The sequence below is a fragment of the Mycoavidus sp. B2-EB genome, from assembly GCF_014218255.1.
Classification (GTDB): domain Bacteria; phylum Pseudomonadota; class Gammaproteobacteria; order Burkholderiales; family Burkholderiaceae; genus Mycoavidus.
This window is the reverse complement of the sequence record NZ_AP021872.1, coordinates 694,117-719,065: the sequence shown is the minus strand read 5'-3', so window position 1 is coordinate 719,065 and position 24,949 is coordinate 694,117. Positions and strand designations below refer to the sequence as shown.

The 24,949-nt window shown below is 51.8% G+C and carries 16 protein-coding genes; 6 read left to right on the top strand and 10 right to left on the bottom strand.

What is annotated here, in order from left to right; all coding sequences use genetic code 11:
* Positions 1–459 precede the first annotated feature (459 nt).
* On the top strand, positions 460–1,686 hold the full coding sequence (gene avrBs1 / locus MPB2EB_RS03265) for an AvrBs1/Avra family type III secretion system effector (RefSeq protein ID WP_185182426.1): 1,227 nt from the start codon (positions 460–462) through the stop codon (positions 1,684–1,686).
* 236 nt (positions 1,687–1,922) lie between these two features.
* On the opposite strand, the gene recD is transcribed toward avrBs1, so the two are convergent.
* From recD to MPB2EB_RS03245, 4 genes are all read right to left on the bottom strand, one after another.
* Positions 1,923–3,674 (bottom strand): exodeoxyribonuclease V subunit alpha, encoded by a 1,752-nt coding sequence (gene recD / locus MPB2EB_RS03260; protein ID WP_232534479.1) that lies wholly within the window; start codon positions 3,672–3,674, stop codon positions 1,923–1,925.
* Positions 3,671–7,441 carry an exodeoxyribonuclease V subunit beta gene (gene recB, locus MPB2EB_RS03255; RefSeq protein WP_370576626.1) on the bottom strand — a complete coding sequence of 1,257 codons (3,771 nt, stop codon included), beginning with the start codon at positions 7,439–7,441 and terminating at the stop codon, positions 3,671–3,673. The genes recD and recB overlap by 4 nt, the downstream gene beginning before the upstream one ends.
* Positions 7,442–7,598: 157 nt before the next feature.
* Positions 7,599–11,087 carry an exodeoxyribonuclease V subunit gamma gene (recC, locus tag MPB2EB_RS03250; protein WP_185182425.1) on the bottom strand — a complete coding sequence of 1,163 codons (3,489 nt, stop codon included), beginning with the start codon at positions 11,085–11,087 and terminating at the stop codon, positions 7,599–7,601.
* Positions 11,080–11,199: a ChaB family protein gene (locus tag MPB2EB_RS03245; RefSeq protein ID WP_232534478.1), complete on the bottom strand. Its 120-nt coding sequence runs from the start codon at positions 11,197–11,199 to the stop codon at positions 11,080–11,082. Before MPB2EB_RS03245 ends, recC begins: the two co-directional genes overlap by 8 nt.
* A 112-nt stretch (positions 11,200–11,311) precedes the next feature.
* On the opposite strand from MPB2EB_RS03245, the gene MPB2EB_RS03240 reads away from it, so the two are divergent.
* Positions 11,312–13,540, top strand: coding sequence for an FUSC family membrane protein (locus tag MPB2EB_RS03240; RefSeq protein WP_185182423.1), 2,229 nt, complete (start codon positions 11,312–11,314; stop codon positions 13,538–13,540).
* 30 nt (positions 13,541–13,570) lie between these two features.
* Here the strand turns inward: MPB2EB_RS03240 and MPB2EB_RS03235 are convergent, their stop codons facing one another.
* From MPB2EB_RS03235 to MPB2EB_RS08610, 3 genes are read right to left on the bottom strand one after another with little or no spacing between them, the layout of a single operon-like run.
* Positions 13,571–13,819: an Rpn family recombination-promoting nuclease/putative transposase gene (locus MPB2EB_RS03235; RefSeq protein WP_185182422.1), complete on the bottom strand. Its 249-nt coding sequence runs from the start codon at positions 13,817–13,819 to the stop codon at positions 13,571–13,573.
* A gap of 9 nt (positions 13,820–13,828) precedes the next feature.
* On the bottom strand, positions 13,829–14,056 hold the full coding sequence (locus MPB2EB_RS03230) for an Rpn family recombination-promoting nuclease/putative transposase (RefSeq protein ID WP_185182421.1): 228 nt from the start codon (positions 14,054–14,056) through the stop codon (positions 13,829–13,831).
* Complete coding sequence (locus tag MPB2EB_RS08610; protein ID WP_370576625.1) at positions 14,035–14,220, bottom strand: Rpn family recombination-promoting nuclease/putative transposase; 186 nt, start codon at positions 14,218–14,220, stop codon at positions 14,035–14,037. The genes MPB2EB_RS03230 and MPB2EB_RS08610 overlap by 22 nt, the downstream gene beginning before the upstream one ends.
* 158 nt (positions 14,221–14,378) lie before the next feature.
* Between MPB2EB_RS08610 and pepN the strand changes: the two genes are divergently transcribed.
* Positions 14,379–17,078, top strand: a complete 2,700-nt coding sequence (gene pepN / locus MPB2EB_RS03220; protein ID WP_185182419.1) for an aminopeptidase N — start codon at positions 14,379–14,381, stop codon at positions 17,076–17,078.
* Here pepN and MPB2EB_RS03215 read toward each other — a convergent pair.
* The 3 genes from MPB2EB_RS03215 to metE form a co-directional block, all read right to left on the bottom strand.
* On the bottom strand, positions 17,041–18,246 hold the full coding sequence (locus MPB2EB_RS03215; RefSeq protein WP_185182418.1) for a type II toxin-antitoxin system HipA family toxin: 1,206 nt from the start codon (positions 18,244–18,246) through the stop codon (positions 17,041–17,043). The genes pepN and MPB2EB_RS03215 overlap by 38 nt on opposite strands.
* An 8-nt stretch (positions 18,247–18,254) precedes the next feature.
* Positions 18,255–18,542, bottom strand: a complete 288-nt coding sequence (locus tag MPB2EB_RS03210) for a helix-turn-helix domain-containing protein (protein WP_185182417.1) — start codon at positions 18,540–18,542, stop codon at positions 18,255–18,257.
* A 109-nt stretch (positions 18,543–18,651) separates the two neighbouring features.
* The gene (gene metE, locus MPB2EB_RS03205; RefSeq protein WP_185182416.1) at positions 18,652–20,964 is read right to left on the bottom strand and encodes a 5-methyltetrahydropteroyltriglutamate--homocysteine S-methyltransferase; all 2,313 of its coding nucleotides are present in this window, start codon (positions 20,962–20,964) and stop codon (positions 18,652–18,654) included.
* 240 nt (positions 20,965–21,204) lie between these two features.
* Here metE and MPB2EB_RS03200 point away from each other — a divergent pair, with 240 nt between their 5' ends.
* The 3 genes from MPB2EB_RS03200 (at position 21,205) to MPB2EB_RS03190 (ending at position 24,948) form a co-directional block, all read left to right on the top strand.
* A complete protein-coding gene (locus MPB2EB_RS03200) occupies positions 21,205–22,137 on the top strand; it encodes a LysR family transcriptional regulator (protein WP_185182415.1) in 933 nt (310 codons plus the stop codon).
* Between the two features lie 19 nt (positions 22,138–22,156).
* Positions 22,157–23,503 (top strand): amidase, encoded by a 1,347-nt coding sequence (locus MPB2EB_RS03195; RefSeq protein ID WP_185182414.1) that lies wholly within the window; start codon positions 22,157–22,159, stop codon positions 23,501–23,503.
* A gap of 128 nt (positions 23,504–23,631) precedes the next feature.
* Positions 23,632–24,948: an MFS transporter gene (locus MPB2EB_RS03190; RefSeq protein WP_185182413.1), complete on the top strand. Its 1,317-nt coding sequence runs from the start codon at positions 23,632–23,634 to the stop codon at positions 24,946–24,948.
* The last annotated feature ends 1 nt before the right edge of the window (position 24,949 follow it).

Below are 24,949 nucleotides of genomic sequence, written 5' to 3'. Positions count from 1 at the left end.
AGTTGCAGGTCGAACACCTGACTGCTCTCCCCTGAGGGAGGGGGTCTACCATTCCATCTACTTTCTATTCCTATCAATTTGTGGAGCGATTACCGTACCGAAGCGCTGTCGCCGTGGCAATCCATGTCAGCTTTGTAACGGGTCATCTCAGACGCCAAAGCTTCGCGTAAATCGTACATGCTTCGGATGCTGTCATCTGCGCAGCGCACCAACCTGATTCAATGAGCCAGTAGCGCGCCCATTAGGTCTTACTGACTAATTATTCGACGGCTTCTTCATCTTCCCAGCACCTTATAGGGGTTTTACGCGTAACTGCTGGAATAACGAAGAACTCCACCTTTTGCTTTTTCTACCTATATGACATCGACTTCTTTTAATGTTCTTAACAAGCTGAATTTATCCGCCTCAACACACGATTCGACTCAGCCAAAACGACCAGTCCCTGATCTCGTATCAACTTTGACGAAGAAACGTAAACGTGGTGGACTATTAGATAGCCTTCGCAATCCCGGCACAAGCCCGCGTGTGCTTGATTGCATAACTCAAGAGCATCTGAGCACGCTCAATCGCGTACACAAAAAGAAGAGAGAAGTTCAAAAAGTTGCAGCAAGCTACGAAAAGCTTCGCAACGGTGCTACGATTGATTCAGCCCTTCCGGGGAGCGAGCATTTTCTATTCGAAAGAAATAGCACGATCGAAGACAGCTTTGTGGGCGGGAAACCAGCGTTCGTGCGCACACTGCGCTACGCATCCGATAAAAAGACGGTTGGTGGCAAGACTCCCGCCAAGCGTGAGCTTGATACCTTAATGAACAACGTTCCCGGCCTTGATATTGTCGCAACGCCCTCAACGTTTATCGGAGCGCAATTCAAGGCAAACATTATTTCGCGAGCGGAGCAACTAGATCGTCCAAAGTGGAAAGGACTTCCATCGGCCGTATTCATGCCGGCTACGCCTGATGCATCTGTTGGGCAACATACTTTGCAAGCAACTGGTATGCGCCGCCCAGGATTCGGAGACATTTATTCATTTGAATCGAGCAGAGCTTTCGACGATAATTACCTGAAAGTCGCGCCCGGTCTTAGCCATGCCGAAAAGTTCCGTATTCTTGAGAAAAATTCAGAACAATTTATCAAACCAGATCCGAAACGTTCCCGCGAAGGATTTTCTCACTCAGCTCAAGAACTGAGTAATGATCTGACCGATCGCCAAGGTGCTGATCCCTCTCAGGCTATGCGTCATAACGAATTTTTCGCGAAATTAGAATTTTGGGATATGAAGGCCGTTGAGATTGGTGACGCCAAAGATGTAGCGATTGCGACGCTTATCGAGTTCAACGTTGAGATGGCTTTATTGGAGCGCTCTCTTTCGAGTGAGGGCACACATGGGCCAACGTTGACTGACCATCTGCAACGACAGATCTCATGGCCCGCTGATCCGTCTAAAGATCTTCTTGATCTGAGCGGCGTCGAACGTCAACTGTCGAGCCTTGATGAACACGAATCAAAAGCCTATCTTGATGGGGTGCTAGGCCAACTTCGTGATCGAGTTACCCTGTGTACGTACCAACATAACGGCGCTGGTAGCGCACTCCGTACGCTCGCCTTCAGCGATTTTAGTAAAGAAGAAATCTTGGCCGGGATCAAGCAGTATCTTGATGCTCGGCTGCTGCACGTGTCTAACTAGTCGCCCCTGAAAAAGCCCTTTTTTGTTTAAACGGGGATAAAAAAGGCGTAAGTCATACTGAATGAATGCCGTTGACTGGCCCAAAAATGAAGCCGAAAAAGCACCAAGCGCTTAAGGATCTTCCTTAGATTGTGACCGGCCCCACATTAGCGGTAACCATGTATTTGGGGCTCCAGTGCATGCGGCTCGACTTCCGTTTAAAAGTCGCTGGAGTTGATACGTTACCTGCAAGGAATTTAATCTTGTTGCAGCAAAACGGCTTCTTCTAGACGTGCAGACAATCCCGCTGCACGTCTAGTCGGCGTTAAAATAGCATGCTCAAAGACCCTGGGACTCCCCAAGATTGCAAGCGTTTGCCGCGCACGCGTAATCGCCGTGTAGACTAGCTCACGCGTTAATCCGCTATGGGCCATGGCAGGTAGGATAAAAGCCAGCTGATTAAATTCCGAGCCCTGCGCTTTATGCACGGTCAACGCAAACGCCGTTTCATGAGGCGGCAATACCGCTGGAGACACTGCGCGCCAGCCTCCATCTGTGGTTGGAAAGACAACCCGGAATTTATTTCCCGCTACCGGCAAGGCAATCCCCGTATCGCCATTAAAAAGGCCCAGCGCATAATCGTTGCGTGTAATCATGACAGGCCGGCCGGCAAACCATACGGCCCCCTGCACCAAGGTTATATTTGCCAGCGCGCAAACACGGGCCGCTAACACCGCATTGAGCGTTTCAATTCCGCGCGGCCCGGCACGCACAGCGCTCAATACTCGGTAGTGGTTTAATGCCTCAAATAACGGGCCTAGGTCACACTTCGCCTGCGGCTTAGCTAGTTCAGATAAGAAATCTTTGAGCACTTTGGCATAAGGACCAAAACCATGCGCCACAAAATCTAATGAACGTGCACTCAGCGCCTCGCTATCATCGTCGATTAATACGGCAGCGGCGCTGCTAAAACCTAAGCCAAGAGGTGCACACGCAGGCGACTCAATGACTAACGCTGCTAATGCCTCGGTTGGCGCGCCAGCGCGGATCGCTAGCGATAGCCGTCCAATCGCTGATTCAAGCCCAAAACGATAATTATGCTCGAGTCGACTCACGCAATGGGCCAATGCTTGGCTGACACTGAGCTCAGCAAATACTGCTCCGGCCTCAACCGCTGCTAGCTGATCTTTATCGCCTAACAAAATCAGCCGACTATGTGGGGCAAGCGCATCGACCAGTTGAGCCGCCAGTGCAACATCAATCATCGACGCTTCATCCACCACGATCACATCATAGGGCAACGCAGCAGTAGGCTGGGCGCTAAGCCGCCGACTCGCACCCAGCAATCGATGCAAGGTGAAAGACTGCTCGGGTAAACGCTGCTTAAGCGCGGCAGGAAGGTGACTAGCACGCTCGCTGAGTGCAGCCAGCATGCGCTGGGCAGCTTTGCCCGTAGGCGCAGCCAGCACAATCCGGAGCGCCGGGTCGGCCTCGAGTAAGTTCACCAGTTGACTCACCATTGCCGTTGTCTTACCGGTGCCTGGTCCGCCACTCACTACCGTAAGCCGGCCCGCACTGGCGCACGCCGCAAGCACGTGCGCGATACGCCGCTCATAAGCATAGTAACGCGCCAGATAAAGTCGCCCCCCGTTATCTAGCACAAGCGGCAGCAATTCAATATCTGCTGCTTGACCGTCGCTGACCAGGCCACTTGAGCGCAACCACCGCTGCACGGCCGACGGGGTTTCGCCTAAGCGTTCAGCTAGAACGTTGAGCGCCACACAAACATGTCCATGCGAATGAGCACGGCTTATTTCAGCTGCCGCCAACGCCGTGACGCGTGCCACCTGGGCGCTGGCCCCAAGCCGCTGTGCCAACAGTTTGATGCGCCGCGCAAAACCATCCGCTAAAAATTGCGCCGCATCAAGCAGCGCCGGCTCTAAGGCGACCAGATCACCGGCCTTATGCGACTCACCTAAAAGGTCAGAGGTTAGCTCGACTGATGTCATGCGTGCTCTCCATACATCAGACGATCAAGCGCATCAATCACCTCTAGCGGCGGTTTATGATGGTACACCCCGGCTGCCTGCCCCTCGGTTCGCCAGTCTGGACGCACCCCTCGCACAAATAAATATACATACCCGCCATAATGCGCTGCATAGTCATAAGCAGGCTGTTTAATGCGTAAATAACGATGCAACGCAAGCGTATAGAGAAGCGCCTGCAAATGATAGCCATGGATGCTCATAGCAGCATGTAATGAGGCTTGATTGTAGTGCGCCGGGGTAGCACCTAAATAGTTTGATTTCCAGTCTGCCATCCAGAACCGGCCTGCATGCTCAAAGACAAAATCGATTGCGCCTTTTATATAGCCGGTGAGCTCTTTTGCTTCAAATGTTATATCTAGATAACCATGCTTTTTGAGGAGTTCGCGCACCGCGGATAAATCAAGGGTATGAGCGCTAAAGGTAAATTCTAATTCACGAAAAACCCGCTTTGGATTGACCGTAGCCAGTTTCAAACCAGGCGTTAGTTCCGTATTAGCTAAATTGCTTAATAAACCTGTCAGCATGCTGCGCAATACAGCGGGTTCAACGCCTACCGGCAAGGTCCGCTCCTGCAACACGCGCTCAATGGCGACAAGCCAACTCGTGGGCTGAGTGAAATCCGTCAGTTCAAATAACCGATGCAGGTACTCGCCTGCAACAAGGCCCCGCGGGAAATGAAGAATGTCCTCAGATTTGTAAGCTAGAGCAATATTTTGGGATTCTGCCTGCACCGCAGAATCGGCGCGACTAAAAAGCGAGCTAAAACTTGCGAAGCGCCAGCTTGCAAACGAGGACCGATGCCCAACGCGCGCACGTAAAAGCGCCTGCGGCTTTAGAGGCAAAGGCGTTTGCAACGGCTGAGTCGGCATCGGCAATGGCTCTACCGTGATTAACTTCTGCTGCATCAGCGCTTGAGGATGGATCGCCTCCAGTGCGGTGGGGGCAGACTTAGGACGCGGCTGAGCGAGCGCATGCCAGCAAGCGAAGATCTCGTCATCGGTGGGCGTTTTAGCCAACCAGCTTGGAAAATCATAACCCGCTCCCGCCACCAGCCAGTTCAGCATACTTTGCTGGGCTTGTTTAGTGGATCGTTGCGGCCCGCTTGTATACGATCCAGCCACTAAATAGCAGCGATAAATTGCGCGCGTCAGCGCGACATAAATTAAGCGTACGCGCTCAGCCGCCTGCTCATAGCGCGCAGCCTCCTTAGCCCGCTCTTCGTCAGCTTGCGCACCGCCATAATGAATCACCGCATGCCCCTGCTCGTCATGATATTCACAAACCCTAGGCAATGCGCCAGAAGGCGCTGTACGGGTTGCGCCATCATGCAAAAATGGACAAAACACGACTGCATATTCCAACCCTTTTGCCTTATGCACCGTCACAATTTGCACCAGCTCTCGATCGGATTCAAGCCGAAGCTGTGCTTCATCGCCCCCCCTCCGCTCTGCGCGCTGCGTGGCAAGCCAGCGCAGCACCGGCTCAATGCCCGGTTGCCGAGCCGCATAAGCTTGCACCAATTCCGCCAAATGGCCTAAATCCGTTAAACGCCGCTCGCCATTAGATCGCGCCGCAATCCGTTGGGCAATCTGCAAAGTACGCAATAGCGTACGCCACATAAAAGCAAAACCTCGTTCATGCCATAGCCTGCGATAATCTGCAAAGCGCTCAATCCAGTCCGCCCAGCTCTCGCTTTGCGCTTGCGCTAAACTTAGGCTAGGCACCAGCAGCGCCTGCTCATTTGCATCCATTGCATGCAGCGCGCGCGCATCTATTCCAATCCAATCCGTCGCCAGCGCCGCGCGCAAACAGCGTAAATCACCGGGCGTATCAATGGCGAGCAGTATATGCTCAAGATGAGCCGCATCTTGCGTCTCAAACACAGATACTTGCGCGAGCTCAACGCTGCCAATGCCCCATTCAGCCAGCACCCGCTTCATCAAACTTCCCTGCCGGTGCGTTTGTACCAAGACTGCGATTTGGCCCGCGCGGAGCGGAGTCGCACCGATATGGGCTGCTGCTTCTAAGCTTAGCGCTGCCGTACCGATCGCAAGCAAACGCGCAATCTCAGCCGCGCATGCCTGTGCCGCCGCCTGCAGCGCTTGCGATTTAGTCAATACCGCATCACCCTGCGGCAGTAACCAAACCCGGCAATCTGCTGGCTGCACCTCAGCCTCTTGCTCATATGCCATCGCGGAAAATGGCTTTAACTCTGACGGCTCAACCCAAGGCGCACGCACACGCAGGGATGCATGGACCTGCTGGTACTCAAGCCCAGGCAATACAAAAGCGGCCGCATTTGCACTAAAAATCCGATTACCTGCCGCAATTAAAGAAGCGCTTGAGCGTTGATTTACCGTAAGCGTATAACGTGCATACGCTTGTTTACGCGCCATTAGATAAGTATGCAGATCAGCTGCCCGAAAACTATAAATCGCTTGTTTAGGATCGCCAACTAGAAAAAGGGGGCCATGTGGCGCAAAAATCCGGCTTAAAATATCGAATTGCAAGGGATCAGTATCTTGAAATTCATCGATTAACGCCGCTGCATAACGTCGCCTAAGCGCACCTGCAAGCTCTTGATGTTGGTTAAGCGCGGAATGTAAAGAACTCAACAAATCATTAAAGGACATCAGACGCTGCTCACGTTTTCTCTCGTGTAAAGCCCCTTTGGCCCAGCTCAACCAGCCCGCTAACAAGGATAGCCAATGCGCGCGGTTAAGCGCATCCGCTGCGCATAATGCGTTAATGAGTTCATCCGCTAATTCAAAAAATGCGTGGCGCGGCACTGCGCAGTCTTTTTTAGTGCGCTTTTCGAGTACAGCTGCGGTGAGAAGTTCAGCTTTTTCGCCTAGCGTAATAAACGGATTGCCCGCAGCGAAATAGTCTCCCCAAGCGCCTAAAGCGATTGCGATCGTAGCTGGCTTGTAAGTCTTGGCATTCAGCACTGGCAACGCTTCACTCAGCTGGTGTGCAATCTCACTTTGCTGCAGTTGCCATAAGCTGCGCGCAGCTTCAAATAAAGCTGCGAGCGGCGGCGAGTGCGCTTGATCTATCGGGTCATGCTGGTTTGCGCCAAAGATAAGCCGCGCGAGCGGTTTTTGGGCGCAACGCGCAAATTCTTCAGCCAGTGTGGCAGGTCCCGCACCATGCTCAACCAGCCAGGCTGCAAAATGCGGATGAGCCGCAGCCGTAGGCTCAACTCGGGTCCGCCAAAATTCAGCGGCGAGCTCGAAACGCGTTGCTGCATCGTCAGTTTGCAGCTCACATTCAAATGGTATTCCAGCGGCAAACGGCGCTTCTTGAAGCGCGCTCTGACAAAATGCATGGACGGTATAAATTGCGGCTTGATCAAAACCATGCAACGCCGATTCAAGCCGCAGCTTTGCTTGGGCGCGCGTTATCTTATGCTGTTCTAGTAAAGCCAGTAGGCCAACGATAAAAGGATCATCAACCGCCTCCACGCTTGCCAGCACATGGACCAATTCCGCTAAACGAGCACGAATCCGCTCATGTAATTCAGCCGTCGCCGCTTTAGTAAACGTAACGACAAGAATTTGTTCAACCTTAAGCGCTTTCTCAACTAAAAGGCGCACATATAAGGCGCAGATATTCCAAGTCTTACCGGTGCCAGCTGAAGCCTCAATCAGACTCACCCCCGCAAGCGGACATTTAAACGGCGCGAATTCGCTATCCACGTTCGACTGGCGCGGTTCTATATCGCTCACCGCATGGGCCCCAACCGGCCCACTCTCAAACAAATTGCCGTCCACCGCCCCGCCGTCTTTCGTACATATATGCCTGTTCCAAAACGATTTTAAAGTCCCTGCGCATGGCCTCAAAAAATCCGCGCTCTAGGTTATCTGCTTAAGAAAATTCGAAGTGTTATCGGCTGCGCGCCAGCTCAAGATGCTCGAGCAGTGGCGCGAACACGGTTTGCGCCAGCGCCTTAAAACGCGCATCTAACATCCCTTCGAGCGATTCGCCACGTAGCATCAGCTGGAACCATATATCATCCATTTCGGCCACGCTGTGCGACGCGGTTCCCTGATTGCCAACCCATATTCTACGCGCAGCGTCCTCGCCATCACTCATCAAAGCCCAAGCACTTTTTGGGAAAAAATGCAGTGGCGCACAGCGACCCACGCGATACAGCGCGATTAATTCATTTAGATACCGGCGCGCATCCTGGACCCGATTTAAAGTAAAGTCCGTGGAGTCGCCTAGCCATACTGTACGCGGCTTAACGCCCTCTGGCGCCAACTCACATAAAACCAAATGACATAACCACGCGCTCAGATAGTCGCGCGCGTTGGGTCGCCCAGAGCGGTACAGAAGCAATCCTTCCTGACTGACATTCTCTAATACGCCCGTAAACTGGATGCGCGCATCTAAAGCGGCAACCGCCGCGAGCTCGTTGCATACAGATGGCGCCGCAGGCCATTTTGGCTCTAATTCAAACGCGAACGGATAGCTTGCCACGCCAGCCGCACGGGCCGCCCGAATGCGCGCAGCAAGCGCTGCTAAGGCATTCAATTCGCGCGTTCCCTCAAATACGCCCGTTGCGCCATCAGGTAGTTCAGGACTGGCAAGCGCAATACGACTTGCGCGTTCAAATAAAAGCTTCGGTACGCTCTGAGTTTGATTTGCCGGGCTAGTTTCAGGTGGCGTATCCCCCTGCGCCAATAATCCTGGCAACAGACGTTTTGCCAACGCATCCCGTCCAGCATATTCAAGTGCAAACGGCGCAAAATCGGATTGCTCACGCGGAGCATGGGCCAGCGCAATACCTAGCCTATCGCGCAATAACGCCCGCCCTGGATGTTGCCAAAACCGCTCAAAATCATCTAAGAAAATTTCCTGGCTGTCCTCTAGTGGCAACGGCGCGCTAAAAAACGGTAGCGCATGACCCTCGGCCGAAGATGGATTCGAACGCAGCGCGCTGGCAATTTCAGCGCGATCTGGATCATACGTAAACAGCCGACTCTCATGATTTAAATATTCAACCGCGAAGGCTTGCAACGGATGCTCAATCACCAACCGCGCGCGCGCCGCCACCATTTCAGCTTGCGTAGCATTCGGCCCAGCCAATGCCTGGCTTAAATAATCCAATAATTCACTGACCACAGCAGCACTCGGCAGAGGCGTGTTGTCACGAATACTGCGCCCCGTATAGGCAAGCAATAGATAATTGCGCGCAGCAAGCACCAGGTCAAGGAAAACGGCGCGCTCATCATCGCGCCGTTGGCGGTCTCCGGCCTGGCTAAAGGCCGCCATCAAGTCAAATTCATCGGTACGCACCTTACCGGGTAATACACCCTCCCCAGCCTCCAATATGCATACCACACGGTAAGGCAAACCCCGCAAGCTGGTCAGTGCAGAAAATGTCACACCACCGGTTGGCACCCCTCCCCGCGCGGGCTCATTCAGCACCCGCCCAAACGCCATACGCAGCACGGCTGCTGGTATCGCTTGCTGGGTTGCATCTCCGGCCGCAATCGCGCCGGTAAGCGCTATAATTATGTCGCGCAGTTCAGTGATTGGCTGCGCTGATTCAGCATCGATTGCAAAAAAGCGCTCAAGCGCATTCAACAAAATCGCGCGCCAGGCAGTCGCCGAGTGCGCCTGCGCGCATGCATCCGCAAACTCAGCTAAATCATCGATAAAGCGGGACAAAGAACCTAACAGGCTAGCTTGAGCACCACTTAGAGAGAGCATGGGTAGATACTCTGCCAGCGGCAACGCCCCCGCCGGCAATGCATAGCCAAGATAAAGCCGCATGAGCGCGTCCGCAAAAGTATGCCGCTCCGGCGCACTCAAGTTTTCTTGAGCCGTCAGAACCTCATGCGCTGGCGCAAGACCACGCCGCGCCAGCGCGCTGGCAAGCCAGAGCCGGATCGTTTCAAATACGGCATCACCTCCGCCCTCTTGGCGCTGCGTAGAGGTTGCGGCATCCATTTGAGTCTTATCCTCAGCACGAATTGCATAACGCGCAGCTAATGCGTCCGTGCGTAGCCATTCGATTAAAGCTACCACGCCAATGCTACGCGCAGGTAACTCAAGCATTTCATATAAAACGCGCGCCATCGGGTTGGACTGCAAGCGCGGCAATCCGGTGATCCTATAAGGAATATGACGCTTGCTGTCGGTCGCGCCAAACACGGCATCAATCAACGGGGCGGCTGCCGTCAAGTTAGGTAAAACCACTAATACATCGGCCGGCATCCAAGCAGGGTTTGCATCGAATAACCCAAGCAGCCGATCATGCAGCACCTCAAGCTGACGCATGAGGCTATGGCACACATGCACTTCGACTCCGGTTTCAGCTTCTTTGCCTGCCGCGGGCGGCACCGGCCAACGCTGCAAATTGAGGATGGCATTTTGCAGCGCTGCCAGCCAAGTCGGGGCTTCGTTCTCGATATACAGCGCGGTCTCGGTGCTGAGCGCACCTTCACTCAACTCTTGCAGTAAATGCAGCTGCGCTTGAGTTTGCTTGCCCCACTCAGCCAACAACACATTACCCGTTTCGTGATAATCAACTTTATTGTCTAACGCCAATGCACTGACTCGGGCCGCATCGACAATGTCATGCCAGTATTCACGGCAAGGGTTCATCAGATATAAGCGCACCTCGATCCAGCGCGCAAGTTCACGCAATAGAGCCAGGTGCAATGGCGGTATTGTAGGTAAAGCAAAAACTCGCACACATTTAGGCCAAGCCGCGCGCGCCACCGCCTCTGGCTTTAGCGTAGCCGCCTCAGTCAAAAAGCGATAGGCAGCAGGCGCAGTCTCGCCTGGCGCCGCAAGTTCAGCAAACAGCCGACGCCATAATTGGGCTTGCCAAGCCTCATCACTGCGCCAGGTAGCCTGTGTGCCAGCATCGTTTGAGCTTGGCGCTGTAGTGCGCAGTGCAATCGGCGAGTGCCCGGCATACCAAGCATTAAGCCAGTCCGGGCGATAGGTTAAATATTGCTCAAAAAGTAACGCAACCCGCTGGGCAAGTTCATAACGCATGGTAGCGTCAGCCGCCTGCAAATAGGCGCTGAGTCGCGCGTTATGTTCAGCCGGCCAGCGACGCGCGTCCAACCAACGATAACAATGCCATACCAACTGTTCTGACGCAAAAGGAGAATGCTTGGGAACCTCATATATGCGGCCAAGCTGTGCCCATAGCCACTGCGCTAAGTACGCAAAATCAACATTCATGCATATGCCAAAGCGGGTTGCAATATCTAATTCAAGACGGCGACGTAGGGCAACGCTTGGCACAATAATGGAGGGAGTGGACCAAGGATCAAGCGGATCGGCGGCCAGATCGTCCAGCAAAGCCTGAGCGAGTGTTTCGTAGCGATTTGAATAAAACAGCTTAAACATCTGACTTTTTCTTTAGCACCCAGTTACCGCTGTGCCCATCTTTTTGATATAAACGTTTAACGGCCGCCCACACTACCTTGTGGGCGGTTTCTTCTTGCGAGGCATCCTGCATGACGCTCTCCGCTCTCCAAACCATAACTCAAATCGCAGAATACCATTTTCACAAAAATACGCTAGACTCTCATCCACTGCCTTATGGAAGCGGGTCTGCTTTTTTATCTCCCATGCGCTACTCAATACAAATTAAAAAGTTTTTATATAGCCAATATTTTTATGGAGGGCTACGCATCGCATTCGGCGTTTCGTTGCCAGCGGTGTTAATGCTTGCGCTGTTTCACGATCGTACCTTGGGTTTTACAATCGCAACAGGTGCACTGGGCGTGTGCGCTGTAGATAAACCCGGGCCGCTTAAGCATAAACATAACGATATGCTGGCCTGCTCGTTGATTGGTTTTTTAGCGGCCTTCGCTACTGGCATCGCCACCAGCGCCCCACTACCGCTATGGGTCACCGTTGCACCGTTAAGCTTTGCGCTATCCATGTTAGTGGTTTACGGAGATAAATGGCTACAAATCAGTTTTGCGACGCTCTTCATGATGATTGCCACCCTTGGCAATCATTTCACCGTCCTAGAGGCCCTGATTAATGCCGCTTGGTTACTGCTTGGCGGACTTTGGTACACCTATTGGAGTACCTTAGTGAGCCGCTGGCAAGCAGAGCGCATTGAACAGCAAGCGATTGCCGAAAGCATGTTTGCGACCGCTGAATATTTACGTGCCCGCGCAGATTTCTATAAATTAGAGAATGATCTTGACGAGTGCCATCGGCAACTCATCCTTAAACAAATCACCGCCATCGATAAACATGACGTCGCGCGCGGCATTGTGCTGCGCAATCTGCCTGTCCTGCGCGCTGGGCATCTCGATGTACGACGCACGGTGCTTTTTAATCTTTTTATCAATATTGTTGATTTGCACGAAACCGTGGTTGCCGCACATGTGGATTACACCTTAATGCGCACGGTGTTTGCCGAGTCAGATGTACTGATTTTTTTCCACGATTTTCTACGCAAAAGCGCCCGCGATCTGGACAATATTGGACTTGCCGTCTTACAAAACAGCGCTTCACAGCAACTTGTCACGCTCAAAACAGAACTGCGCGCCCTTGAGTTTGAAATTGAGGTTAAACGCAAAAAAGCTTTTCCCGAGCAAGAGCCGGAAGCATATGCCATGCTGGTTGCGGCTTTTCGGCGCGTCTGGAGCGTCTCACGGTTGCTCAATAAAATGCATCGTAATACGCGCAGCGATACACCTCAGCCCACAACTGAATTACAACTTGATAAAGCTTTACAGCATTTCTTGCAGCGCCAGCATGTTCCGCTTCGACAAATCTTTTCAAATTTTAAAATCGCCTCCCCCAGCTTCAGACATGCGCTACGCGTGAGTATTGCGGTTGCACTCGGGCTATGGATCGGCCAGCTATTACCGCTGACCAATGCTTATTGGATCTGTCTAACCATTGTGATTATTTTGAAACCGGGGTTTTCTCTTACCAAACAACGCAATATGCAACGGTTGATAGGCACAACGATTGGCTGCGCAGCGAGCGTGGCTTTGATTTTGTTAGTCAAATCCCCCGTCACGCTCATCCTTGTGATGTTCGCATGCATGGTTATGAGCTATAGCTTGCTGCTTTTTAACTATACCGCAAGCGTAGTTTTTACCTCTTCTTATGTTTTAATTCTATACCATCTACTTGCACCCGAAGGCATGCGGCTGATTGGCGAACGCGCGCTCGACACAGCCATTGGCGGCGCGATTGCACTTGGCGTAAGCCACCTTTTCCCCTACTGGGAATATCGTGTTATGAAACCACTCGTCAAAGAGATGATTGCTTCAATGCGGCAATATTTCGACGCCATCTGCGCGGCGGCTGGAAAAGCTGTAGCGGCGAGCACTTTACCCGCCATCAGCCATGACTTCCACTGCCGCTTAGCGCGTAAAAATACTCAGATCGCCTTTGCCAATCTAGGGAATGCGTTTTCTCGCATGATGTTAGAACCCAAAGCCCAACAAAAATTCGTCGCCGAATTAAATGACTTATTGATCCAAAGTCATACCCTTACGTCACAAATGACCGCAGCAACACCTATGTTAGCGGCAGACAGCGCGGCAGATAAACCTGCACTCATTCATGCCCTTAGCGCCATTCGCGAAAACCTAACACAAGCAGAAACAGACACTCAGGTAGAAAGCGATTTTGCGCAGATTAAAAAAGAGCTAACGCGCAAATTGGATGCGATGGTTATTACAGCCGAGCAAGCGGATACTGAGCCGAATGAAATCGCGCAAGAATTAAAACTGCTCGCACTCCAATGCAAACAGATGATCACAGTATCGCAATTAATTTGCAAAGATGCAGGAGCAATTCAATTGCCTGCCGCAGCAAATTAAAAAGCGCAAACAGAAACTCTAGCAACTTGATTACTTTAATTCTAAGGTTGCGATTTTCTCATCGGAAAGCTGAGTCACTTGCTTGATAAAGTTTAGGGCAACACCCGCTTCCGACATATTTTTAGCAATCGTAAGCGCCATTTGGCGCTCACCTTTTTGCTCGCCTTCTGGCAAACCTTTTTGCCGTCCTTCTTCAATTAAATATTGTGCAGCAGACATAATATCTTCCTGATAGTGTGGTGCTATGTTAAGCATAAATTGGACAAAATCCTTATCCAATCCTCGACCTTATTTTGCTAGATAATATAGCAAAAATATCCTCTTTTCAATGGCTAACGGGTACCGCTCAAAAAGCTCAAATACCTTAGGTGCTAGTTGCGCCAAGTCCCAGCTATGAATGTGTTTCTGCACCCGTTCCAAGACAGCACAACGCTTATGTGTAAGCAAAATATCATCTGGCAGCGCCGATAATGAAATCCGTTGAACTGGCTTAATTAATGCAAATATTTCTTGCATAAGATCCACGATCTCGGAAACACTCTAAAAGACTCAGCGGGAAGACAAGTCAAGGTCTTAAAATCAAACTGTTGTTGCAAAGAGTTAGGCAAATGTATTTGCAAAAACTCTTGGGCCATCTCAACGTCCATCAAAAAAAGTTTAAAGAGCACATCATGCGGCATAGATAAGGTCTTCATCTCATTCTCGGTTTATGTGTAGACGTTAAAACTTAATCCAACCTAGATAAACAGAGCCGCCCCATCGATTTATGGTGTATCCAAGCGCCAGGCTTTTGTACAATCATGAACCACACACTTTTTGCTGAGCTCACTTCATAACCATGCCAAACCTCGCCGCTGCACATACGATTTATCGCGCTGACTACACCGCCCCCCCTTTTTTGATCGACGCGATCGAATTAGATTTTGAACTAGAGCCTCAGTGCACAACCGTTATCAACACAATGCAAGTGCGCCGCAATCCAGAGGCTAACTACAGCCCTAAATTACAATTGGACGGCGAGGCGCTGCAACTCATCAGTCTTCATGTGGATGGCATGCCTTATAAAAATGTGCAAATAGATGAAACTGGGCTCACCCTTTACGAGGTTCCTGATGCCTTTGAGCTCACCATCATCAATACTTGCAAGCCTGCCAGCAATACATCACTGATGGGCTTATATCTATCAAACAGCCATTTCTTTACTCAATGCGAGGCACAAGGGTTCCGGAAAATCACTTATTTTCTTGACCGCCCAGATGTCATGGCGCGTTATACCGTCACTTTGCGCGCCAATAAAACCGCTTATCCTATCTTGTTATCCAATGGCAATTTAGTTGAGGCGGGTGACCTGGCTAACGGCAAACATTATGCAAAATGGCATGATCCGTTTGCTAAACCGAGCTATTTATTCGCGCTCGTGGCCGCTCAATTAGTGGCGCTTGAAGAGCGCATCGTAACCCGCTCAGGCGCTCAAAAACTGCTGCAAGTCTGGGTCGCAGCGCATGATCTTGATAAAACTCGCCATGCCATGGATTCCCTCATACATGCAATTCAATGGGACGAAGCGCGCTTTGGCCTTGAGCTGGATCTTGAACGATTTATGCTGGTTGCGGTGAGCGACTTCAATATGGGAGCAATGGAAAACAAAGGGCTGAATATTTTTAATACTCAATATGTATTGGCGAACCCGCAAACAGCAACGGATATAGATTACGCCAATATCGAGGCGGTCGTGGGCCACGAATATTTCCATAATTGGACAGGTAACCGTGTAACTTGCCGCGATTGGTTCCAACTCAGTTTAAAAGAAGGCCTCACAGTATTTCGCGATCAAGAGTTCTCCGCGGATATGGCAGCAGCCGACGCAGTCAATGCCAGCGCCGCGCGCGCCAATCAGCGGATCGAGAACGTACGTATTCTGCAGCAGACGCAATTTACTGAGGATGCAGGCCCCATGGCGCACCCAGTGCGTCCAGAAAGTTACGTTGAGATTAATAATTTTTATACCACTACAGTCTATGAGAAAGGGGCCGAAGTTGTCCGTATGTATCAAACGCTTCTCGGGCGCGAGGGTTTTCGTCAAGGCATGGATTTGTACTTTCAGCGCCATGATGGGCAAGCCGTAACCTGTGATGATTTTCGCCAAGCAATGGCCGACGCTAATCAGCGCGACCTAACGCAATTTGAAGGTTGGTATAGTCAGCCTGGCACGCCTTATGTTTCCGTGCAGACCCACTATGATGAAGCGGCTCAAACTTATGCAGTTACGCTCGCCCAGTACTATAAACCCGTGCTGAATGCGCCTCAAGTAGACTGCGCGCCACTCCTGATTCCATTCGCGCTTGGGCTAGTGGATACAAATGGGCAAGATCTTGCCTTACAACTTGATAACGAAAACACGCCAGGCGCTGAAACGCGCATACTTGAATTGAGCAAGGCTGCGCAAACATTTTGCTTTATCAATGTGCGCCGCCGTCCTGTGCCATCACTGCTGCGCGATTTCTCTGCGCCCGTTATGGTCGAATATGATTACACGGATGATGAGCTGATTTTTTTACTGGCGCATGACAGCGATCCGTTTAACCGCTGGGCGGCTGGCCAACAGCTTGCAACCCGCATCTTGCTGGCGCATGCTCGCCAAACTGAGGCTATTCAGCTCAAAGTGCATGAGGCAAACCCATCACTTATCGAAGCTTTTGGCTGCGTATTGCGTAACCCAACCTTGACACCGGCTTTTCGAGCCCAAGTGCTCACTCTACCGACTGAAGCCTACTTAGCTGAGCAAATGGAGGAAGCCAATCCGGCGGCAGTTCATACAGCACGACAAAATTTGCGCATCCAGCTCGCCAACGCCCTGAGTGACGACTGGTTTGCCATTTATGCGCAGCACCAAACACCCGGCCCCTACCAGCCAACCCCTGCAGCAATAGGACAGCGCGCTTTAAAAAACTTAGCGTTGAGTTATTTAACTGACAGCGAGCATACCGAGCGCACGCTCCATCTAGCGCAAATGCAGTATGCTACGGCCAATAATATGAGCGATCGGAGCGCTGCGCTCAGCGCTCTCATCCACCTAGGCGGCAAACCTGCGCAGGCAGCGCTTACTGATTTTTATCAACGTTTTGAAAACGAGCCGCTGGCGATTGATAAGTGGTTTGCCTTCCAAGCAAAGCAAACTCGCGCCGAAATGGATGTCATCCATGTAGTGCGTACTTTGCTACACCACCCTGCATTCACATCAAAAAACCCGAACCGGGTCCGCGCGCTGATTTTTAGCTTCATCAGCGGCAACCCCGCGCAATTTCATGCGCCACACGGCGCAGGCTATACACTCTGGGCTGAACAAGTGCTTGCGCTAGATACCCTTAACCCGCAACTTGCGGCACGACTTGCACGCCTACTTGAGCGCTGGCGTAAATTTGTCCCGCCCCTACGTGAGAAAATGCATAGGGCGCTTACAACAGTGCTCGCTTCGGCACAATCAAAAGACGTGCGCGAAATCATTCACAAAGCGCTGCTATCTGCTCCAAAGGAATGAAACGCCGGCACAGCTCAATCTCGTTTTCCGGTACATGACATCGAGCAAAGACTTGTGGCCAGCGCTCTAACTTAGCGGCTAACTGTTTAAGCGCCGCGCTGGCTTCAGCTGGCGTGAGCATAAAGCGGCCACAATCCGCCATCAAATTAGAAAATGTAGGTTCATGGCTGCCTGCGCCAACGATTAACTGTTGATACCTCACGCCTTGCAGCTGAGGCTGAAGATCATACGCTGGCGCAAGCGACCAATGTCCATCCCGGTACAAAAAAGCATGATTTTTTTCGTGGTCATCCGTGTTGTCCATGAACACATTAAAAGCCATCCTAAGAAAAATCTGCAAACAATCCGCTTGCGGGCGAGCTGAAAACCGACGTGCTACTTCAGCTATATCGGCATACGCCATTTGTCCTTCTTTAATCCCTTGCGCGAATAGCAAAGTACGCGCACTCGCAAAGTGATAGCGACTCCCATCGCCAGCCCGGTCAAAACGCTCCACTAATAAAACGTTCTTGCCATTAACGGAAATGAGTTTTGCCACGGGTACCACAATCCCGCAGTCAGCGGCTAACTGCAAAGTGGCATATTCCAGCGCGCACACATCGCATTCATCTCCATTGGCCGGAAATTTAGCTAACCACTTGCGCCCTCCTTCTTGCAATATGGCTTTAGGACGAGCGCCCCCGGCACTTGCGCCAGGCTGCAAGAGCAGGCGTAAATGGGCACTCAGCGGTAACTGGCACTCAACAGCATGTGCAGCTTGTAATAAATCCGCCAGATCGGCACCCCCCCAAACCTGCTGCGCGTCAACTTGATCAACCTCTCCTGAATGCGAAAAACCAAGCGCACCAATCCGGTCCTCGCCAGCAAGCGCCAGATAATCTATCGGTGAGCGCCGTTGCGGCTGAAAAATTTTTTCAATAATTTGGCGCCCCCAACGATCTGGACCCGCGTCCTCAAAAATTGGATGCAAATCCTGCCCCGCAGAAGGCTCTAGCCAACCCCGCCGTAATGGCAAATCAGGAGCCAGCGCAAACGCATTCGGTCTAACTAAATAAGCAGGCAGATACTGAAACAAACAACGCCGGCCACCCAGCAATTCCAGTTCACCGCACGGTATGGGAGTCCTTGCGCCCGCAGCGTATACCCAAACAAAGAGTCGATGATTCATCGCGTATTTCACCTAGCTTTAGGGTCTAATCTACGTAACTCGAGCAATAAAGCTGTTTCATCATTAAATGGATCAGCAATTTCGCTCAGAAAGGCAAGCCGCCCAATGAGCCACAGCGCCATTGCATAAATTGCGATAGAAACGCTTGGGTCGCCTTGCTCCATTTTGCGTAAAGTCGGGATTGACACCTGCATTCTCTCTGCAAACGAAGCCAGCGTCTCTTTACGACGTTTGCGCGCAACACGCAAATTTTGGCCCAATTCACTCAGGCTGCGTGCAACCGGTGCGGGAAGCATGGAAGAGTCGGTAGATCGTCTAGACATGAAACAATAATTGCTTTTTTTCTAAGAAAAAGCAATTATTTTTTATGTAATGAGCCAATCAATGATTGGCTCATCAGTCCATCTATGCCGCGCGCGCCAAAACGCCGCGCACCTGCTGCGCGGCCTTCACCATGCGCGTTAAAGCCTCATCCACCTGCGCCCAATCACGCGTTTTCAACCCACAATCCGGATTCACCCATAAGCGGTCAGCAGGAATATGCTCAAGCGCGAGCTGAATTAACCCCGCCATTTCCTCAGTCGTAGGCACACGCGGCGAATGAATATCATAAACACCTGGTCCGATCTCATTCGGATAAGCAAAATCTGCAAACGAGGTTAATAACTCCATATTTGAACGAGTGGTCTCAATCGACAATACATCTGCATCCAACGCAGCAATTGCCGGCAAAATATCGCTAAATTCGGAATAACACATATGGGTATGGATTTGCGTGTGATTAGCGACACCGCTAGAGGCTAGCTTAAAGGCCCTGATCGCCCAGGCAAGATAGGCGGCGTGGTCACCCACTTTTAACGGCAGCCCTTCGCGCAATGCGGGTTCATCAATTTGAATCATGCCAATTCCCGCTTCTTCGAGCGCACAGACTTCATCGCGCAGAGCCAATGCAATCTGTAAAGCGGTCGTTGCTCGGGGCTGGTCATCTCGCACAAACGCCCATTGCAACATCGTCACCGGCCCGGTCAACATCCCTTTAACCGGCTTATCCGTTTGCTGCTGTGCATAGGTGGTCCACCCTACAGTCATCGGCTCAGGAGCATATACATCACCATAAATCAGCGGCGGTTTCACGCAACGCGAGCCATAGCTTTGCACCCAACCATGGGCAGTAATCGCAAATCCGGCTAGCAGTTCGCCAAAATATTCAACCATATCATTGCGTTCCGCTTCACCGTGCACTAGCACATCTAGACCATATTCGTTTTGCCGCGTGAGCGCATCTCGAATATGCGCGCGCATCGCTTCTAAATAGTCTAAATGGCCGATTCGACCTTGTTTAAAATCCGCTCGCGCTTGCCGAATTTCAAGCGTCTGTGGAAACGAACCAATCGTGGTCGTGGGCAATCGTGGCAACTTAAAGCGCTCGCGTTGCAACAATGCGCGTTGCTCATAGGGCGCATTGCGCTGTGCATCGCTTTCAGTCAATTCAGCCAGACGCTGCGCAACAAATGCATGATGAATGCGCGTGGAAGTACGGCGCGCTGAACAAGCTTGGGTGGCGGCATCAAATACCTTAGACACATTTTGCCGGCCCGCAACCAGAGCGCGGCGCAAAGCCACAATCTCATCTAGTTTTTGCGTTGCAAACGCAAGCCAACTGCGTAATTCAGGATCCAGCACGGTGGACGCAGACCGAGTATTTTCTAATTCACTCTGCAAATCGACCGGCACATGCAACAGAGAGCAGCTTGACGCCACCCATAAACGATCACCTAATCTAGCGTGGGCTTCTTTTAGGTGGTTCAAAGACGAGTCCAGATCATGCCGCCAAATGTTGCGGCCATCGACCATGCCGGCAGACAGAATTTTATCTGCTGGCCAGTCTTCTAAAAACGCTTCAAGTTGATTTGGCGCACGCGCCAGATCCAAATGCAAACCTGCCACCGGAAGCGCCTTTAGCAACGCCATATGTTCTGTAACCGCACCAAAATATGTCGTCAGCAGCAGTTGCGGCGCAACCTGTGCCAGTTGCGCATAAGTTGAGTGCGCCACAGCGCGCCACGCAGGAGGTAAATCTAATGCAAAAATCGGCTCATCCAGCTGCACCCAGGCTGCTCCCGCTGCGCGTAGCCTAGCCAGTAATTGACAATACACCGGCAACAAACGCGGTAGCAAAGTTAGCCGATCTTGTAGCCCATCTCGCTCCTTACCAAGCCATAATAGCGTCAATGGACCCAACAACACCGGCTTAGCACGGTGACCCGCCGTCTGGGCTTCAGTCAGTGCGTCAAACAACCCTTCCGTACCCGCCCCAAAATGCGTATCAGGCGTATATTCCGGTACGATGTAGTGATAATTAGTATCAAACCATTTAGTCATTTCCATCGCCGGCTGCCCAGCATGGCCGCGTGCCATCTGAAAATATTGCGCTAATGTAAGGGACTGCGCATCAAACCCAAAGCGCGCCGGCAAAGCCCCCACATGCGCCAGTGTGTCTAGCACGTGATCATACCCAGCAAAATCACCCACCGTCACATAATCCAGACCAGCATCACGCTGCAAGGCCCAATGCCGAGCACGCAGCGTGTGCGCAACCTGATTCAAGGCAGCCGCGTCTTCCGAAGTCTGTGCGCTCCGCCAAAAAGCTTCTAACGCAAATTTCCATTCACGGCGCGCGCCAATGCGGGGAAAGCCTAAAATATGAGCAACTGACATGAAATTCTCCTAGGGCAGATTAAAAGCCGCCACAAAACTTCCGCATGCTCACCAGATGACGCCTAAAATCTTTATTGATCGCAAAGACAGATTTTTATTCGCCGATTTTCCCCGCCTGGCGCCCGCTTAAGCGTTTTGCCACAGCCTTGAATATAGTGAAGATTGTCAACCATCTCGATCTATTAATAAAACGAAATTTTTTAATAATTAACTTTAATTTATTTCATATAAAATTCCGCTATGATCCGCACCCAGCTTGAATTTCGCCATCTACAAACCCTGCTCGCATTACGCGATACGGGCAATCTATCGCGCGCTGCACAGTGGCTTTATTTAACTCAATCCGCCCTCTCGCACCAACTTAAAGCGCTCGAGAGCCATTTCGAGGCGCCTCTCTTTATTCGCAAATCATCGCCTCTGACCTTTACCGCAGCAGGCAAGCGCCTGCTCAAACTGGCTGAGACCATTGTGCCCGCGGTTGAGGAAGCGCATCGGGATCTCACACGTCTCGCGGCCGGGAGCAGTGGCAGCTTACGGATCGCGGTTGAATGCCACACCTGTTTCGATTGGCTCATGCCAGCCATGGATAGATTCAGGCAGCACTGGCCCGAAGTTGAGCTAGATATTGTGTCCGGCTTTCATACTGACCCGATTGGCCTACTGCACCAAGATCGCGCAGATCTCGCCATTGTGGCCGAAGCAGACCCGGCTGAGGCTGTGCATTATTCACCTCTGTTCCGTTTTCAGATTGTGGGTTTGCTCGCCAACCACCACCCTCTGACTGAACGCAATGTGCTTGAAGCCGATGATTTTCGGCATGAAACGTTAATCAGCTACCCCGTGCCAGACGATATGCTTGATATCATCAGGCAAGTTCTCAAACCTGCCGGCATTGCGCCTAAACGACGCACTTCGGAATTGACCGTTGCTATCTTGCAACTGGTTGCTAGCCGCCGTGGCATTGCTGCGCTACCCTGGTGGGCGGTGGCAGCTTATCTTGAAAAACGCTATGTTAGCGCACGACCCATCGTCGCACAGCATGGCGCACTCCTTGCTGGGGAACTTTACGCAGCAGCGTCGCCAACACTCTCTACGCAGCCCTATATGCGTGAATTTGTGTCGATCATGCGCGAAACCAGCCTGGTTAATTTACCTGAGATTGAATTACTTTAAATACGGTCAAAGTGCACACATGAAGACCATTCGGGATCTGGCGCTTGCCTTACAAAACCAGCAGATGACGAGCGTACGCCTGATCGAAGAAGCGCTCACGCGCATCGACGCCCACCGGCGCGCAGGCGGCTGCGCCTGGATCAGCATTGACGCACAACAGGCCTTAGCCGCCGCGCACGCCTCCGACGCCACGCGGGCCGCTGGCTATGCACCTTCACCCTTGGCGGGGCTGCCCGTTTCGATTAAAGATTTGTTTGATATGGCGGGGCAAGTGACCCGCGCCGGTTCGCGCGTATTAGCAGATGCGCCGCCAGCAGTCACCGATGCGCCGGCCGTCGCTCGTCTACGAGCGGCAGGCGCGATTCTGCTAGGCCGCACGAATATGAGTGAATTTGCTTATTCCGGACTCGGCCTCAATCCACATTACGGCAATCCCTGCACGCCGCTAGACCCTAGCCGTGTGGCGGGAGGATCGAGCGCCGGTGCCGCCGTTTCGGTAGCGGGTGAAATGGCCATTGCCGCACTTGGCACAGATACCGGCGGCTCAATTCGAGTTCCTGCAGCCTTCTGCGGCTTGACAGGCTTTAAACCAACCGCCAAGCGCGTTCCTCTAACCGGCGCGATCCCCCTTTCAGCATCGCTTGACTCGGCTGGGCCGCTCGCCCCTTCGGTAGATTGCTGCGCCATTTTCGATGCTGTACTAGCCGGCCAATCTCCCTCTTCGATTGAAACCAGCGCAGCTAATATTAAAGGCTTGCGCCTTTATGTCACGCACGATTACGTAGGCGCAGATCTAGACCGAACGGTACGCTCAGCTTTTGAGGCAGCGCTCGAAACATTAAGCCAAGCAGGTGCGCACATCGTACATTTTTCGTTTCCTGAGTTATTTGAACTCAACTCAATCAATCAGCAAGGCGGTCTGGTTGCAGCCGAAGCCTGGGCTTGGCACCGACCGCTCATACAACGCGCTAGCGCACAGTATGATCCTCGCATTGCCGCAAACATTCGTAAAGGCGCAACTCAAACGGCCGCCGACTACCTGGATGTGCTGGCCGGACACAAACGCTTACAGGCCTACGCCCGCCAGCGCTTATATGATGCGGATGCGTGGCTCATGCCCACCTCAGCGATTGCAGCGCCCCCCCTTGCGCCTCTTATCAACGACGATGCTTTATTTGCTTCAACCAATGCACTGGCCTTGCGCAATGCGCGCATCACGAATATTTTGAATGGCTGCGCGCTCACGCTACCATGCCAATTACCGGGTACACTACCGGTCGGACTATCGATTTGCGGTTTTGCATATAGCGATGCACGCATCATCCGTATCGCGCGCGCGATCGAAGCCGTACTAGCTGCGCGCTGACAGGTACAACCTATATATTGAACGGCAACGCCTATAGCTCGCATTTTGAAACAAAAGTTTTTAGATAGAAAAATAGAAAAACCCGCGCGCACTAGATTAAAAAAGCCTCATATAAAGGAGCAAAAGAGATGAACCCCACTCCGGCTACTCCATCGCCTCAGCTAGCAGCGATCTACCATAAAATCAATTGGCGCATCCTATCATTATTGACTTTAGGCTATATCTTTGCCTACATGGACCGGGTCAACATTGCATTTGCAAAACTGCACATGCAACAAGATATTGGCCTTAGCGAGGCCGCCTATGGCTTAGCCGCGGGCATCTTATTTATTGGCCTGATGTTATTTGAGATACCCAGTAATCTATTGCTTTTAAAAATAGGCGCCCGCAAAATTTTTAGCCGGATCATGATTCTATGGGGATTGACTTCGGTAGCCATGCTGTTCGTGCATGACGCCTATAGTTTTTATGTGTTGCGCTTTCTGCTTGGCGTGTTTGAGGCGGGGTACTTTCCTGGCGTCATTTTTTACCTTACTTATTGGTATTCAGAAGCCCGTACCGCGCGAGCCATTTCCTTTATCATGTGCGCGGGTGCAATTGCGGGCATTACCGCTGGCCCGCTTTCTACTTGGCTCATGACGCATATGGCGAACGTCTGGATCTTAAAGGGATGGCAATGGATGTTTCTGATCGAGGGCCTACCGTGCATCGTGCTTGGACTGATTATCATCGCTTACTTAGACGATACCCCAGCCCAAGCCAAATGGCTCTCCGCCGAAGAAAAAACCCTACTCAATGCCGACCTTGCAAAACGCCACGTCATACCGACGTCATACCATCGGATGCACCACGTTTTTAAAGACAAACGCTTTTACGCTATGGCGCTTTGCTATTTAAGTTTTCTCGCCGGAATTTATGCAATCAACTTCTGGATGCCTACCCTATTAAGGGAGGCCAGTTCCGCCAGCTCAATCAGCTTGACCCAAATTGGCCTCCTCTCAGCCATTCCTTATGCCGTCTCGATCATTACAATGGTTGTGCTTGGCTACACGTCCGACCGTTATCTTGAGCGGCGCTGGCATACAACCCTTTTAATGTTGATCAGCGCACTCGGGCTTTGTGCCACAACCAGCAATAATCTTATCATTGCGCTCATTAGCATCACTCTGACTACGGCCAGTTTATTCACCGTCTCGGTAGTGTTCTGGGCTATGGCTTCAGATTATTTAAAAGGCAAACTCGCGGCGGGCAGCATCGCCATTTTAGATGTCATTGGGTTAACCGGCTGCTTTCTAAGTCCGGTCGTGATTGGCCGCTTAAAAGACGTCACCGGGAGCCTGCAAGCAGGATTATTCGTTATAGCGGGTTTAGTGTTGGCAGGGGGCATTGCAATCGCAGCCCTGGGACCCACCCGCCAGAACTCAACCCGCCCAAACGCGCGCTAAC

What these genes read in the sequence shown, in the direction of transcription:
- recD (WP_232534479.1), bottom strand. Translation starts at nt 3,674, where the DNA reads ATGACATCAGTCGAGCTAACCTCTGACCTTTTAGGTGAGTCGCATAAG.
- MPB2EB_RS08610 (WP_370576625.1), bottom strand. Translation starts at nt 14,220, where the DNA reads ATGCCGCATGATGTGCTCTTTAAACTTTTTTTGATGGACGTTGAGATG.
- MPB2EB_RS03210 (WP_185182417.1), bottom strand. Translation starts at nt 18,542, where the DNA reads ATGCTTCCCGCACCGGTTGCACGCAGCCTGAGTGAATTGGGCCAAAAT.
- MPB2EB_RS03195 (WP_185182414.1), top strand. Translation starts at nt 22,157, where the DNA reads ATGAAGACCATTCGGGATCTGGCGCTTGCCTTACAAAACCAGCAGATG.
- MPB2EB_RS03245 (WP_232534478.1), bottom strand. Translation starts at nt 11,199, where the DNA reads ATGCAGGATGCCTCGCAAGAAGAAACCGCCCACAAGGTAGTGTGGGCG.
- MPB2EB_RS03190 (WP_185182413.1), top strand. Translation starts at nt 23,632, where the DNA reads ATGAACCCCACTCCGGCTACTCCATCGCCTCAGCTAGCAGCGATCTAC.
- pepN (WP_185182419.1), top strand. Translation starts at nt 14,379, where the DNA reads ATGCCAAACCTCGCCGCTGCACATACGATTTATCGCGCTGACTACACC.
- MPB2EB_RS03230 (WP_185182421.1), bottom strand. Translation starts at nt 14,056, where the DNA reads ATGCAAGAAATATTTGCATTAATTAAGCCAGTTCAACGGATTTCATTA.
- MPB2EB_RS03240 (WP_185182423.1), top strand. Translation starts at nt 11,312, where the DNA reads ATGCGCTACTCAATACAAATTAAAAAGTTTTTATATAGCCAATATTTT.
- recC (WP_185182425.1), bottom strand. Translation starts at nt 11,087, where the DNA reads ATGTTTAAGCTGTTTTATTCAAATCGCTACGAAACACTCGCTCAGGCT.
- metE (WP_185182416.1), bottom strand. Translation starts at nt 20,964, where the DNA reads ATGTCAGTTGCTCATATTTTAGGCTTTCCCCGCATTGGCGCGCGCCGT.
- MPB2EB_RS03215 (WP_185182418.1), bottom strand. Translation starts at nt 18,246, where the DNA reads ATGAATCATCGACTCTTTGTTTGGGTATACGCTGCGGGCGCAAGGACT.
- MPB2EB_RS03200 (WP_185182415.1), top strand. Translation starts at nt 21,205, where the DNA reads ATGATCCGCACCCAGCTTGAATTTCGCCATCTACAAACCCTGCTCGCA.